The sequence below is a fragment of the Arthrobacter sp. UC242_113 genome (assembly GCF_044054585.1).
Taxonomy (GTDB): Bacteria; Actinomycetota; Actinomycetes; order Actinomycetales; family Micrococcaceae; genus Arthrobacter.
This window is the reverse complement of sequence record NZ_CP171968.1, coordinates 2,682,423-2,697,405: the sequence shown is the minus strand read 5'-3', so window position 1 is coordinate 2,697,405 and position 14,983 is coordinate 2,682,423. Positions and strand designations below refer to the sequence as shown.

Below are 14,983 nucleotides of genomic sequence, written 5' to 3'. Positions count from 1 at the left end.
AAAGCGAACATTCGATGAATTTCATGAAAGCACTCGGCGTCGGAATTCTTATTTCCACGGTCGCATTGGTGGCCATTTTCATCATCACATTTGTCACTAACGGCAGTTTTTCCGTTCCGGTCTTTATTTCCGTTGAGTCAGGCACGAATTCATCCGGGGCCCCGGAGACCAGCATGTTCTTCAACCCGCTTGGCCCGATAGTGCTGGCCGTTGCTGCGGCGACCGTCGTGTGGCTGGCGTCCAAGGCCAAGCGGACCAGCCAGCAGTCATGAGCCAGGTGGCCGGACCGCGACGGGTGGGACCGCTGGCTGTCACCGCAGCTGTGCACCGAATCACCTGGCGCATGTGGTTTAACGATCTGTGCCGGTCCCTTGGTTCACGAACCAAAGCCAAGTTGCTGGTTGCGGCCATCCTTGCGGCCGTCGGTGCCTGGACGGCCTGGTCCAGTATCGAGCTCGGCAAGCAACTGGGAATGGACCCGGACACAGGACGCGAAATCGCCGCCCCGGTGGCCAGCGTCATGTTCACGATGCCGGCCTTGGCCACACTCATGGCTGTTCTTTACGCACCAAGCCGCACGCTCTTGACGGAAATGCTTTCGGTGCTGCCCGTACGCGAAGCCCATGTACGCGGTGCGACGCGTTGGCTGACCGTGGCCGTGGGCTTTTTTGGGGGCCTGCTGGTGTCGGCGCCGCTCGCCCTGCAGTTCGTCTTCACGGGCAGCGCCGCTGTGGCCCTCGCAGGCGTCAGTTACGCCATCTTCGCCGCACTGCTCGGCTGCCTTGCAACGCAGGTGCTCACTGAAGTGGGCCAGGTGGTGGCCGCCCGGCTACTGGGCCGCAATGGCGTCATGGTGCAGGGCATCAGCGGCCTGCTCACTGCCGGGCTGCTGCTCTACGCATTCATGACGTCCATGCCCATGAACGGCGGAGACGGCAGGGGAGTCCTGCTGCCGCTCGGGGAGGTGCTCGCCTGGTTGTTGGGCGCTCCGGCACCCTCGTGGTGGGTCCTTGGCCTGGTGCCAGCCTCTCCCATGATCCTGCTCGCTGCCCTGGGCGTGCTTGAGGCGGTGCCGCGGAAGGAGTTCGCGCCGTGGCGTCCCCGCTTCTTCGCCGGCCGGAATCTCTCGGCCGGCAGGCCATCCTTCATGGTGCTTGAACTGCGCCAGTGGCTCCGGTACCCGCCCAACGCCGTGCTCCTGCTCTTTATCAACGGGTTGTGTGCCGCCGCCGTTGTCTCGGCCGCAGCCGCCGGCGGCGACGAGTTGGGCTTGGTCTACCTGGCACTCGGTGTTGCCAGTGCCATTGGGATCGGGTGCTACGGACCCACCCGCCGCCACCACTGGATATACCGTGTCACGGGCAGCCCCACGGCATGGATCGGGCCGAAGTTCAGAGCGGTGCTGCTCATCTGGGCGGGCATGATGGTGGTGTACGGGACGGCATTCATGCTCGTCTCCGGCGGCGGTCCTGTGGAGTTTTTCCTGGCCCTTCCCATGCTGTTCGTAGAGCTTTGCGCCAGTTGCGCGCTCGGGCTGCTCCTCCCCGTCAGCCGCGACCAGTCCATCGGCGGTGCAGTATCCGAAGCCGTAGCGGTGGTGGGCCTGCTGGGCCTGACTTTCGGCCTGCAGTCCATGCTGGCGGCCTCAACGAATATCCTCGTCAGCCTGGCCGTCCAAATCGCCATGATGGCGGCGGCCTTTGCCTGGTACCTGCTGACGGCGCGGTGGCTGGCTGTGCACCGCACCGAGATGGCCAGCGCTTGAGTCCCGAACTTCAGGGTTCCGGCGACGGTGCCGGGCAACCGCCGCCAACCTGGCGGCGGGGGAGCTGGAAGCTGGGACGGGGCATCACGGGGGCGCTGGTTTCAGTGGCCAGGGCGGGGGCGATCCCCGCGCTGGCCATGGCCCTCCTCTTCTTCGGGACCGCCGGAGCAGCTGGCCTGGCCACCGGCTTCTACAGCGAACCCCTCTCCGCCGCGGGTGTTGGTTTTGCGGTCTGCCTGACCTCCTTGCTGGTTCACGAAGCTGCCCATTTGATAGCCCTCCGGCTGGTCCTGCGTGACGCGCAGGCGGGCGAGGCAAACCAATCACTGGCGAACGTGTGGGTCACCGGTCCGCGGCTGCAGGGACTGCAAACCGTGGCCACAGCCGCGGCCGGGCCGGTCCTCGGGACTGCCAGCTGCGCAGTATTCCTGCTGGCGGGTGCGCCCGGCTGGATCGTCCTGCCGCTCGCGGCCGTGCACGCGGCCAACCTCCTGCCGTTGTTCCCTGACGGCCGGATGCTGCTGCTGGGCATTGGCCAGATCTTCATAGGTTTGACCGGCAGGAACGGCCGCGACCAGACGGGAAGCGGTGCAGCGCCAATGGCTGATGAGGCGGAAACTGCGGCAGGAAACTTGACAGCCTCCTGATGCAACGGTGCCTGCATCAGGCAAAAATCCTGATGACAGCCGCAAAGTCTTTTGCCAGAAGCCTTGCTGGCCGGTTTGACCCACCCCGGTAGACTTGACGGTTTATTGCCGTCGTACTTGGAGTAAAGGATGAACGTTTCGCGCACCCGGCTGGATTCACTGACAGGACTGCGGTTCATAGCCGCCATGCTGGTGGTCCTGTATCACGCGTCGGTGACGCTGGTGCCCGAGATGTATCCGCTGGTGTCCATGGGGCAGACCGGTGTGACGTTCTTCTTCCTGCTGTCCGGGTTCGTGCTGGCCTGGTCCATGAAACCGGGCACGTCGAAACGCCAGTTCTACTGGCGACGGTTTGCGCGGATCTGGCCGCTGCACGCACTCACGGCGCTGGCCGCCGTCGTCCTGGTTTTCGCCACCCAAGGGGGCCAGTCGGTTCCCCAGCTCCTGGCCTCACTTCTCCTTGTACAGGGTTGGCTCGGTGACAAGGAATGGGTCTACTCCTATAACGGGGTGTCCTGGTCACTGTCCTGCGAAGCCTTCTTCTACGCGGTGTTCCCGTTCTTGGCGGTGCGGCTTTCGGGTCTTGACGCGGGGAAGCTCTTCCGCATCGGCGCCGCGGTTTTCTTTGCGGCCGTTGCGCTCGTCTCCGTGCTGCTGGGGTTCCTGCCCGGCTTTGACTGGGGAGCCCTGTTCTACACGTTCCCCGCGTTCCGGGTCGCGGAGTTCATTGTGGGCGTGTGCCTGGCCATCGCCATGAGGAATGGCTGGAAGCCTCGGTTCGGTGTGGGCACCGGAGCTGCGGCAGCCATCGGCTCTGTCCTCATCCTCGAGGTGGTGGACGGTGTCGCGCCCTGGCACACCGCCGGGCCGCTGGCGGGCGCGCTCTGCATCCCCGGCTTCGCCCTCCTGATTGCTGCCTATGCGGACCGTGACCGCTGCGGAGGGCGCCCCACGTTCGCCAGTTCGTCGGCCATGGTGAAACTGGGGGAGTGGTCGTTCGCGCTCTACCTGGTCCACGAGCTCGTGCTCCGGACAGCCTTGGAGCTCGGCCCGGTGAGCCTGGCCGAGCGTGTCGTGTTCGCCGTCGTCGGAATCGCGGTGTCCATCCCGCTTGCCGGTGCCGCCTACACCTTCTTTGAGCGTCCCGTAGAGGCCCGGCTGCGGAACAGGGCCTCGGGCGGCGGCCCCGTCGCGGACACGCAGCAGGCCGAGAAGACCTTGGTGGGCCAGTAGGGCATGCAGGTGGGCGTGGTGCTGGACGGGCCGAAGACAGCGTCCGCGAAAATTCCCACTCAGGGTGCGGGTGCCCCCCGCCTACAGGATCGGCGCCCTTGCCTTTGCGAGGCAGTGGCTGGGAACGAGCGGCCTAGATCGCCTTCTTTAGCTGCCCGGCCGCGAAACGCCGCGTCCTGGCTGCCGGGAGTTTCTCGTCAGCCAGCAGGATCAGCTATCCCTCGGCACTTTCACTGCCGCCAACGCCCCACGGGTACATTCGCCATCGTATTCACCTCACTCCTGGGCTCGGACCCTTTTAGGCTGCCGGCGCTTCGCTCGCCGGTCACGGTAGCCCTGCGCTCGGTTACCGAAGCGGTGGTTGCGGGGGCATGCGACTCTCCGCTGTTGGTACCTCCACCGCGTTGCCCGCCGGGCCGGCTGCCGTTCAGCCCGCGGCCGTGTTGGGGACTGGTAATTGAAGCTTGAAGTTGTAGCTAGAATTCACCTTGGACGCGGGGGACGCGGCCCTCATCCGCGTATCGGCTCCTCTATGGTCGACGCCTGACCCTAGGACGGTCCTATTGATTGGCCTGCCGCGCGCACGCTTTGTCTCATATGTAACTTTGGCTGCTGTTGGTGCACTTATCGGAGGGGGATTGTTCGCCCCTCCGTCAGTCGCCGATGAACCAGCACTGCCGGCCGTTCCAATGACTCCTTCGGTGACGGACCTGCCGACGGACCAGGTTCTTGTCAAATTCAAGGAGAAAGCCCGAATAAGCGCTGTTGAGCGCGGACGTTCATACGCTGCTGCAGGATCGAAGGTGGGCGCATCACTAAAGGATGTGCGAGCGACCTCGGCAGGAGCGCGCATTCTCCGGGCCGATAGGAAGCTGACCACAAATCAGAGCGACGTTCTCCTTGACGCGCTTCGCACCGATCCTGACGTGGAATATGCGGAACTGGACCTTGTCATGAGGCCAATGACCGCAGCGACTTCCAATGACACCTTTTACCCGCTGCAATGGGATTTTTTTGAAGCGCAGGGCGGTATGCGCGTGCCAAGCGCGTGGAATGTCAGCAAGGGCGCAGGCGTCGTTGTAGCCGTCGTCGATACGGGCATCACGTACCACAGCGACCTCAACGCAAATGTGCTGCCGGGTTACGACATGATCTGGAATCCTTTCGTGACGCGTGACGGCGATGGGCGGGATGCGGATCCTCACGATCCAGGCGACTGGACAGGGGCTGGCCAGTGCTATGACGGCTCTGGAGCAGGGCAATCTTCCTGGCACGGAACCCATGTTGCCGGGACTATTGCAGCTGTGACAGACAACAATAATGGCGTGGCTGGCGTCGCGCCTGAGGCAAAGATTCTGCCAATGCGGGCCTTGGGAGCCTGCGGCGGCTACACCTCTGACATTGCTGACGCCATCATTTGGGCGGCTGGAGGTTCGGTTGAAGGGACCGCTGATAACGCTAACCCGGCCCAAGTCATCAATCTGAGCCTTGGCGGCAGCGGTGCATGCTCTGAGACCTCCCAAGCCGCGATTGATTTCGCCGTTTCGCGCGGGGCATCAGTGGTAGTCGCCGCTGGTAACGAGAACCTTCCGGCTGCCGTATCAAACCCAGCTAACTGCCAGAACGTTATTACCGTTGGCGCCAGCACCCGAAGCGCCCAGCGGGCCCCCTATTCCAACTACGGTCCCGTCGTTGACGTGATGGCCCCGGGCGGAGATATGAGCTCGAGTGTGTCCAACGGCATCGCTTCCACATTGAACGACGGTGTGACATCGCCGGGGCCGGAAGCCTACTACTACGAGCAAGGGACGTCGATGGCGGCACCGCATGTTGCCGGCCTTGCCGCGTTGTTGATGTCAAAGTCCGGAGGATCCCTGACCCCCGCCGCGGTTGAGGAGCGCCTGAAGCTAACGGCGAGAAGTATGCCGGGAAGCTGTCTTGAAGGTTGCGGTGCAGGACTGGTCGATGCCGCGGCCGCATTGGGTTACAAACCAGCTCAGCCCGAGCCGGAAATTCCGCTGACGGTCGCAACTCCGACAATTACCGGCGTGGTCGGAATGTACCGTACTCTGACTGCCCAACCAGGTGAATGGGGGCCAGCTCCTGTTGATTTCACATATGAGTGGTTTGCCGATGGGAGCCCGATAGGCGGCGGCCGCCAGCTCGGTCTCTTTCCTGAGCACGTAGGCGACTACATCACTGTCCGGGTGACTGGTAGTAAATCCGGGTACAAAACTGAATCGCGAATGTCGCTGCCGGTCGGTCCCGTTGACTTCTTCTCGATAGTGCCTGGGGAACCTGCAATACAGGGAACCGCCGCTGTGGGGCAAACATTGATCGCCGATCCGGGGAACTGGTCCGGTGACTTTAGCTCACTTGCCTACGAATGGAAGCGTAATGGTGACCCGGTCATCAATGGCCGAGGCACTTACTACGTTGTCACTCCAGCTGACCTTGGCAGCACGCTAACAGTCACTGTGACTGGCAGCAGCGTAATAGCTGACAGCGCATCTGCCACCTCACCACCTACCGAGCCGGTTGCGGCTGGCACACTCTCGCTGTCGCCGGTCCCCTTGGTGACTGGCACGGCCCGGGTTGGACAAAAGCTATCGGTCTCGGCAGGCACCTGGGCACCCGAACCTGTGCAACTGGAATACCAGTGGTACCGTGCGGAGATTGCCGTTGAAGGGGCAACGAGCCCGGACTACATTGTCACTCCAGAGGATCGGGGTGGTGTCTTGACGGCTGCCGTTACGGGCAAGAAAGACGGGTACACGACAGAAAAACGCTCAAGCTTGCCGACGGCTGCCGTATTTCAAGAGGTAACACCCACAAACGTAGCGTTTACGGATAAGGACGGCACGGCGGAGGACACCTACACCGTTCCCGAGACTGAGGGCGTGGAGTACGTGCTCGGGGACAAGGTCGTCGAAGCCGGCGCCCACCCGGGCTCCGGCACCGTAACGGTGACGGCGCGTGCGAAGACGGACTTCGTCCTAAAGGCCGGTGCGGTCACGGAGTGGTCGGCGACGTTCAAGGCGACCCCGTTCGAGGTGGTCCCGGCTGCGGTGGTGTTCGTCGATAAGGACGGCACGGCGGAGGACACCTACACCGTTCCCGAGACTGAGGGCGTGGAGTACGTGCTCGGGGACAAGGTCGTCGAAGCCGGCGCCCACCCGGGCTCCGGCACCGTAACGGTGACGGCGCGTGCGAAGACGGACTTCGTCCTAAAGGCCGGTGCGGTCACGGAGTGGTCGGCGACGTTCAAGGCGACCCCGTTCGAGGTGGTCCCGGCTGCGGTGGTGTTCGTCGATAAGGACGGCACGGCGGAGGACACCTACACCGTTCCCGAGACTGAGGGCGTGGAGTACGTGCTCGGGGACAAGGTCGTCGAAGCCGGCGCTTACCCGGGCTCCGGCACCGTAACGGTGACGGCGCGTGCGAAGACGGACTTCGTCCTAAAGGCCGGTGCGGTCACGGAGTGGTCGGCGACGTTCAAGGCGACCCCGTTCGAGGTGGTCCCGGCTGCGGTGGTGTTCGTCGATAAGGACGGCACGGCGGAGGACACCTACACCGTTCCCGAGACTGAGGGCGTGGAGTACGTGCTCGGGGACAAGGTCGTCGAAGCCGGCGCTTACCCGGGCTCCGGCACCGTAACGGTGACGGCGCGTGCGAAGACGGACTTCGTCCTAAAGGCCGGTGCGGTCACGGAGTGGTCGGCGACGTTCAAGGCGACCCCGTTCGAGGTGGTCCCGGCTGCGGTGGTGTTCGTCGATAAGGACGGCACGGCGGAGGACACCTACACCGTTCCCGAGACTGAGGGCGTGGAGTACGTGCTCGGGGACAAGGTCGTCGAAGCCGGCGCTTACCCGGGCTCCGGCACCGTAACGGTGACGGCGCGTGCGAAGACGGACTTCGTCCTAAAGGCCGGTGCGGTCACGGAGTGGTCGGCGACGTTCAAGGCGACCCCGTTCGAGGTGGTCCCGGCTGCGGTGGTGTTCGTCGATAAGGACGGCACGGCGGAGGACACCTACACCGTTCCCGAGACTGAGGGCGTGGAGTACGTGCTCGGGGACAAGGTCGTCGAAGCCGGCGCTTACCCGGGCTCCGGCACCGTAACGGTGACGGCGCGTGCGAAGACGGACTTCGTCCTAAAGGCCGGTGCGGTCACGGAGTGGTCGGCGACGTTCAAGGCGACCCCGTTCGAGGTGGTCCCGGCTGCGGTGGTGTTCGTCGATAAGGACGGCACGGCGGAGGACACCTACACCGTTCCCGAGACTGAGGGCGTGGAGTACGTGCTCGGGGACAAGGTCGTCGAAGCCGGCGCTTACCCGGGCTCCGGCACCGTAACGGTGACGGCGCGTGCGAAGACGGACTTCGTCCTAAAGGCCGGTGCGGTCACGGAGTGGTCGGCGACGTTCAAGGCGACCCCGTTCGAGGTGGTCCCGGCTGCGGTGGTGTTCGTCGATAAGGACGGCACGGCGGAGGACACCTACACCGTTCCCGAGACTGAGGGCGTGGAGTACGTGCTCGGGGACAAGGTCGTCGAAGCCGGCGCTTACCCGGGCTCCGGCACCGTAACGGTGACGGCGCGTGCGAAGACGGACTTCGTCCTAAAGGCCGGTGCGGTCACGGAGTGGTCGGCGACGTTCAAGGCGACCCCGTTCGAGGTGGTCCCGGCTGCGGTGGTGTTCGTCGATAAGGACGGCACGGCGGAGGACACCTACACCGTTCCCGAGACTGAGGGCGTGGAGTACGTGCTCGGGGACAAGGTCGTCGAAGCCGGCGCTTACCCGGGCTCCGGCACCGTAACGGTGACGGCGCGTGCGAAGACGGACTTCGTCCTAAAGGCCGGTGCGGTCACGGAGTGGTCGGCGACGTTCAAGGCGACCCCGTTCGAGGTGGTCCCGGCTGCGGTGGTGTTCGTCGATAAGGACGGCACGGCGGAGGACACCTACACCGTTCCCGAGACTGAGGGCGTGGAGTACGTGCTCGGGGACAAGGTCGTCGAAGCCGGCGCTTACCCGGGCTCCGGCACCGTAACGGTGACGGCGCGTGCGAAGACGGACTTCGTCCTAAAGGCCGGTGCGGTCACGGAGTGGTCGGCGACGTTCAAGGCGACCCCGTTCGAGGTGGTCCCGGCTGCGGTGGTGTTCGTCGATAAGGACGGCACGGCGGAGGACACCTACACCGTTCCCGAGACTGAGGGCGTGGAGTACGTGCTCGGGGACAAGGTCGTCGAAGCCGGCGCTTACCCGGGCTCCGGCACCGTAACGGTGACGGCGCGTGCGAAGACGGACTTCGTCCTAAAGGCCGGTGCGGTCACGGAGTGGTCGGCGACGTTCAAGGCGACCCCGTTCGAGGTGGTCCCGGCTGCGGTGGTGTTCGTCGATAAGGACGGCACGGCGGAGGACACCTACACGGTTCCAGCCATGGAGGGTGTTGAGTACCTGGTCGGTGGTAGGGCCGTTGCTGCCGGGACCTATGCCGGGGCAGGAACGGTCAGCGTCACCGCGAAAGCTACGGCGGATTACGTCCTGAATGCGGGGGCGGTTGCATCCTGGTCCGCGACGTTCAAGGCCGTGTTCCGTATGACCTTGGTTGCGCCTGCGGGTGACCTTAACAGTGACGGGAAGGCTGACCTGATCGCCCGCGACAGCGGCGGAACTTTGTGGCTGTATCCGGGCAACGGTCGCGGGGGATGGCTCGTACGCACAAAGCTGGGCGGCGGCTGGAATGTCATGAACTCGCTCGTCGGAGCCGGCGACCTGAACGGGGACCGCAAGGCCGATGTGCTCGCCCGTGACTCTGCCGGGACGCTGTGGGTGTACCCCGGTAACGGGCGCGGGGGCTGGTTGGCCAGGATCCGGGTGGGCGGCGGCTGGAACGTCATGAATTCCATTGTCGGGCCGGGTGATGTGAACGGTGACGGAAGGTCGGACGTCCTGGCCCGGGACGCGGCTGGCACGTTGTGGGTGTACCCGGGGAACGGGCGTGGCGGCTGGCTGACGAGGATCCGGGTGGGCGGGGGCTGGAACGTGATGACCGCCGTCGTCGGTCCCGGTGACCTGACAGGTGACGGCAAGGCTGACATCCTGGCCCGCGACGCGAGCGGAATCCTCTGGGTCTACCGTGGCAACGGGCGCGGCGGTTTCGCGTCGCGGACCAGCGCCGGTGGGGGCTGGAATGCCATGGGCACCATCGCGGGCCGCGGCGACTTCAACGGCGACGGCAGGACTGACGCCCTGGCAATCGATGCTGTCGGCGTGCTCTGGCTGTACAAGGGCAACGGTGCTGGAAACTGGCTGGGCCGGTCATCCATGGGTGCCGGCTGGAACTGACACCTCCGCCTTGCTGAACTGAACGGCCGCCGCGCGAATCCTCGCGTGGCGGCCGTTGCTCTTTCCGCGCGGCCGGGCCCTAGTCTCAACTTGCTGCCCGAGCAGAGCCTGGCGACCAAGTAACACCCGCGCCACTGCGGCTAATGGCTCGGAGGCCGTCGCGTCATATTTGGGTCCCCCGGTGTTTGGGCTTATTGGCGTGGCTGTGTGAGCTGTAGCCTGATCCCGATTCTCCTCCGCTTCACGAGGATGCCGGGCCCGACTGGGACTTCGGACCGGTAGAGGGTCTGCTTGGATTGCGGTTGCGCCCTGAGCGGCGCCGATTTGGGGGAATCATGTTCAGTGCGACGTTCAGGCGAGCCTTCGCGGGTTTCAGCGCCGGTGTAGTTTCCGTGGCTTTGGCCTTGTCAGGAGCGGTCTCTGCCGGTGCAGTTGATCCCGCCGCTGAACCGGTTGTTGACACGGCTGCCCCGGCGGCGGTCTACTCCGACGCGCAGTACCCTCAGGATGGCGCCGGCGGCAAGACATTCAAGGATGTTCCAACCGGTGCAGCGTTCGCCCGGGAGATTGGCTGGCTGGCCGCGTCCGGTGTCTCCACCGGCTGGCCGGACGGCACTTTCAAGCCGATAACGGCGGTCAACAGGGACGCCATGGCTGCCTTTATGTACCGGCTGGCGGGAAAACCCGCGTTCACGCCCCCGAAGGTGTCGCCCTTCATGGACGTGGCCCCGGGCTACCTGTTCTACAAGGAGATCACCTGGCTGGCGGCCGAGGGCATCTCCACCGGCTGGGCGGAGTCCGGTAACCGGCGATCTTTCCGGCCGGTGCAGCCCGTGAACCGGGACGCGATGGCCGCGTTCATGTACCGTCTCGCCGGAAAACCCGTGCTCCCCGCCTCGACCGGAACCCGTTTCAGGGATGTTCCGGCCGGCCGGGCGTTCAGCACGGAAATCGGCTGGCTCGCCTCCACCGGGGTCTCCACCGGGTGGGCGGACGGCACCTTCCGGCCGCTGCAGGCAGTCAACCGCGATGCGATGGCGGCGTTCATGTACCGGTTCCTGGTGCGGTCCCGGCCACTTGCTGCCGGGACCGCCAGCACCGTGCATCTCGGCCCGCTGGCCACCGGCCACAGCGCCGGCCTGGTGCGGCTGTCGGTGAAGGATGCCAACGACGCCGTCACTGTCAGCGTGGCTGGCGCTCCCGCCGTCACTGTTCCCAAGGGAACCTCTGCCTCCACGACCGTACTGGCGCCGCTGGTTAACGGGGCCATCGCCGTCTCCGCGTCGAACGACACACAGGTCACGATTCAGCTCATCGCCACGTTTGACGGGGCCGGGACGGTTCCCGGATCGACTATCGCCCTGCCTGCCCCGGTCACGCGCGCCGACACGGACCGGCAGCTCGCCGGCTCTCAGCTTTCGACAGCCCCTTTCGACGTCGGCGTCACGGGAGCCGGAGGAGTGCCGGCCACGGAGGTGCGGGCTGTGTTCGTTACCGCGACCGTCACTTTGGCAGCCCCGGACGTTCTCAGGCTCGATGATCAGGACCTCAGCGTCGGGGCGGGAGTGACGTCCATCACGACGATGCTGCTGCCGTCCGAAGCCGGGACCGTGAGCGCTTCACTGCGCACAGGGACGGGATCGCTGCGGATGGACGTCCGCGGGTACGTCACCGATGCCGCGCAGGAGGCAGCGAACGTGAACGTGGCCGGAAGCTTCGTTCCGGCAGGCCAACCAACGCCCCAAAAGTTCACGGCCACGTCAGCGGGCACTCCGATTCCCCAGGAGGGCCCTGCCGGCAGCGAGGCCTCGCTGATGCTGGTTTCTGCAGAATCCGGCGGGGCGGCCGCCGGTGTCCTCGATGTCGCTCCGGGTTCCACTCCCGGGGTCGGAGGTGCAGTGATTGACGCCGGCCGCGGCGCCCAGCCCCAGCTGGCCTTCATTCCCCTGCAGAAGGGCCAGCCGACGGCGAGGATCGGCGCCGGCTCTGCCGCCGCCGTCGCTCTTCCGCTGGGAACCCTTCTCGCGGCGCCGCCCGTTACCTCCGGTCCGGCGCCGGAAGTAAGCATTACTTCCCCCGCGTCTTCGGCAAGCGTGGATCTTGGCGAGACCGGGAAGCTTGTACTGGAAGGCACGGTGGCGTCGTCCACGGCCCATGTTGCGGCAATGCTGGTAACCGTGGGCGGGGCAGCCGTGGGAACACCGAAAGTGCGGCAGACCGCGGGCGGTATCCGCTGGTCTTTCGAGACGGGCCTTCCGCAGAGCGGCCAGCTAAGTTTCACGGTAAGCGCCACGGACAGGGCCGGGCGCACCGGTTCATCCAGCCTTCTGGTGAACGCCGTTCTGCCGACTGCTTCCACGCAGATCATTTCCCCTGATGCTGTGCAGCTGGACGAGGCGGTGAACCCCGTACAGTCCGTCACTCCCACCTCGGTGACGGTGGCCAACAGCCCGGACCTCGCTGTTGGCCAGATCATCGTCGAAGGGCCCAGCGCCGCCGCCCCGGACGGACTGCTGCGTCAAGTATCCGCCGTTGACCAGGTGGGCAGTTCCACCGTCGCAACGACTACCCCGGCGACACTGGCTGATGTGTTCCTGCAGGTCGACTTCAGCCAGGAAGTGCCCCTGGATAGCAGCAGGGGACTGGCCACCACTGAAACAGGGGCCGACGGCGACAACTCCCCCGGACTCACGGTGCAGGACGAAGGAATTCCGGCTGCAACGGTCGAGACCGGGTCAGACGTTTCCCTGGACACCTATACCGATACAGCCACAGCCAGTTGGGCTGATGCCGAAGTCGTTCCTCTCAATGCTGCGCCGGCAAGAATGACGACTCAATCACTCCGGCCTGCCGGGATAGCGCCCCTCGCGGTGGTAATCGATGAAACCCGCCAGTTCGCCAGCTACATCGCGTTGAAGGACACGATTACCTGCGACGTCGTCAAGGGCTGCCTATCGGTGGGCAAGACGTCCGAATCCAACATTCAGAAGGCCAAGGCTGCGATCGCCTCCTCAGCCGGAGTCTCACTCAGCGGTGAAGCGAAAGTTGGGTTCACCCTGACCTTCACGCTCAAGACCAGCCTTCAGTGGGGTTGGGGCGGGCCCCAGGTGCAAATCGAAGAATTTTCAACGATCGTGCATACGGAGATGAGCGCAAAAGCCACGGCAAGTGCGTTCTTGAAAACCGCCACTAACAACCGAATGAAACACGAGCTGGCCACCCTCAAGATGGCGCCGATCACGTTCGTCGTCCTCACTATTCCAGTTGTGATCAGGCCGGGCGGCACCGTTTACCTCGAAGCCAATTTTTCGGCTGAGACGTCCCTGACGGTGGATCTCGGGGTTGAGCGCACCCAGGACTTCGGCGTGCGCTACACATCCAACGGCGGTTTCAGAAGCGTGGACACCGGTCCGGTCACGAAATTCAGCACGCCGGTCTTCGGGCCGAACGGGACCGCCGCGGTGACCGGAAAGGTCGAGGCGGGCTTTGGACCCACACTCAAGGCAGGTCTCCTGATCTACGGTTTCGCCGGGCCCACACTGACCTTGGGCGCACAGGCAGGGGCCTCCGCATCGATCACCATGGCCACGACCGGCAACAAGGTCGACGCGTCCCTTTTCATCAGAGGTGACGTCATCATCGGCGTGGAACTCACCATTCCCATCATTGAAAAGAAGCTGCTCGACGCAGTGATCGTCAGCGGCAACTACACCTGGAAAATCAAATCCTGGCAATGGGACTATGCCACCACCTTCCCGGGGGCAGAGGAGCCACAAACGCCGGCACCCGACCCCACTCCTCCTGGGCCTTCTCCGGTTCCGGTTGCCCAAGTATTCAAGGACATCGCTGCCGGACCTCATTCGGCTCTCGGCCTTACCGCAGAGGGAAAGATGTATGCGTGGGGAGCTAACCCGTCCGGTGAGTTGGGGGACGGCACTAAGATTGATCGGCTAACCCCGGTCGCAGTCGCCGGACTATCGAATGTTAAGCAGATGTCCGTAGCCGGAAATCATTCACTGGCCCTCACAAGCGAGGGTGTCGTCTACGCATGGGGTTACAACGAGTTTGGTCGGTTGGGCGATGGAACGAAGGTGGACCGTCTAACCCCAGTTCGCGTGGACACACCGCCAAATATCGTTCAGATTGCAGCGGGGGGAGCGCACAGTCTGGCCGTTACTGAGGACGGAAAGCTCTATTCCTGGGGTTTTAATGCATACGGTCAACTTGGAAACGGCACCACCAATGACCAGCTCCTTCCGGGACTGGTAGCAGGCATCACGAATGTTGCCAGCGTCTCTGCCAACGACTTCCACTCACTGGCAGTGACAACCGACGGGGACGTCTATGCCTGGGGCCAAGGCATCTTGGGCAATGGTGCAACTGAAAATGTAAGCACTCCCGTCAAGGTCGAAGGGCTCTCGAATATTGTCAAAGTCTCGGCCGGCGCCAACCATTCGCTCGCGTTGGACCGCAACGGAAACGTGTTTGGGTGGGGGGACAACTATTACGGACAGACCGGGAATGGGAGCGCTGGCTTCAACCAAGTGCAGCGCACGCCGTTGCTCATCCCCGAACTTTCCGGAATCGTGGATGTGCAGGCCGCTCAGAGCCATTCTGTGGCTTTGGGAAGCGATGGTTCGGTTTTCACCTGGGGTAGCAACTGGAAGGGCCAAATGGGAAACGGGAGCACATATCCGGCCCAGCCCAGCCCGCTGCATGTCGCCGGAGTGTCCAATGTGGCAGACATAGCAGCCGCGGGGGACTATACGCTCGCACTAGGCCCTACCCAAGAGGCTCACGGGTGGGGATCCAACACGTTTGGTCAGTTCGGAAACGGGACCACGACGAATAGTAGTTTGCCGATTCCGGTGCTGCAGGGAGGGTAAAGACCCGCAATTTCTGTCCCCGAGGCCATTGTCCGAAACATCCGGGTTCCTGATGCGTAACCGGAATGTGCGGCAGCTTGCCGTCGGATATCCTCAAGTGACATCATCTCC

The 14,983-nt window shown here is 64.2% G+C and carries 7 protein-coding genes and 1 pseudogene; 7 read left to right on the top strand and 1 reads right to left on the bottom strand.

The features are described from left to right. Positions 1-14: 14 nt before the first annotated feature. The 4 genes from ACHMXB_RS12205 (at position 15) to ACHMXB_RS12190 (ending at position 3,645) form a co-directional block, all read left to right on the top strand. A complete protein-coding gene (locus tag ACHMXB_RS12205) occupies positions 15-272 on the top strand; it encodes a hypothetical protein (RefSeq protein WP_395398576.1) in 258 nt (85 codons plus the stop codon). Next, on the top strand, positions 269-1,765 hold the full coding sequence (locus ACHMXB_RS12200; RefSeq protein WP_395398575.1) for a hypothetical protein: 1,497 nt from the start codon (positions 269-271) through the stop codon (positions 1,763-1,765). The genes ACHMXB_RS12205 and ACHMXB_RS12200 overlap by 4 nt, the downstream gene beginning before the upstream one ends. Beyond that, a complete protein-coding gene (locus tag ACHMXB_RS12195) occupies positions 1,762-2,412 on the top strand; it encodes a hypothetical protein (RefSeq protein WP_395398574.1) in 651 nt (216 codons plus the stop codon). The genes ACHMXB_RS12200 and ACHMXB_RS12195 overlap by 4 nt, the downstream gene beginning before the upstream one ends. 129 nt (positions 2,413-2,541) lie before the next feature. Continuing rightward, a complete protein-coding gene (locus ACHMXB_RS12190; RefSeq protein WP_395398573.1) occupies positions 2,542-3,645 on the top strand; it encodes an acyltransferase family protein in 1,104 nt (367 codons plus the stop codon). A gap of 815 nt (positions 3,646-4,460) precedes the next feature. On the opposite strand, the gene ACHMXB_RS12185 is transcribed toward ACHMXB_RS12190, so the two are convergent. After that, positions 4,461-4,850: a hypothetical protein gene (locus ACHMXB_RS12185; protein WP_395405395.1), complete on the bottom strand. Its 390-nt coding sequence runs from the start codon at positions 4,848-4,850 to the stop codon at positions 4,461-4,463. Between ACHMXB_RS12185 and ACHMXB_RS12180 the strand changes: the two are divergent. The 3 genes and pseudogenes from ACHMXB_RS12180 to ACHMXB_RS12170 all read left to right on the top strand — a co-directional run. Further along, positions 4,746-5,543: pseudogene (locus ACHMXB_RS12180) on the top strand (S8 family peptidase); the annotation flags it as partial. The gene ACHMXB_RS12185 and the pseudogene ACHMXB_RS12180 overlap by 105 nt on opposite strands. Positions 5,544-6,440: 897 nt before the next feature. Further along, complete coding sequence (locus ACHMXB_RS12175; protein ID WP_395405252.1) at positions 6,441-9,986, top strand: FG-GAP-like repeat-containing protein; 3,546 nt, start codon at positions 6,441-6,443, stop codon at positions 9,984-9,986. A gap of 335 nt (positions 9,987-10,321) precedes the next feature. Continuing rightward, positions 10,322-14,872 carry an S-layer homology domain-containing protein gene (locus tag ACHMXB_RS12170; protein ID WP_395398572.1) on the top strand — a complete coding sequence of 1,517 codons (4,551 nt, stop codon included), beginning with the start codon at positions 10,322-10,324 and terminating at the stop codon, positions 14,870-14,872. The last annotated feature ends 111 nt before the right edge of the window (positions 14,873-14,983 follow it).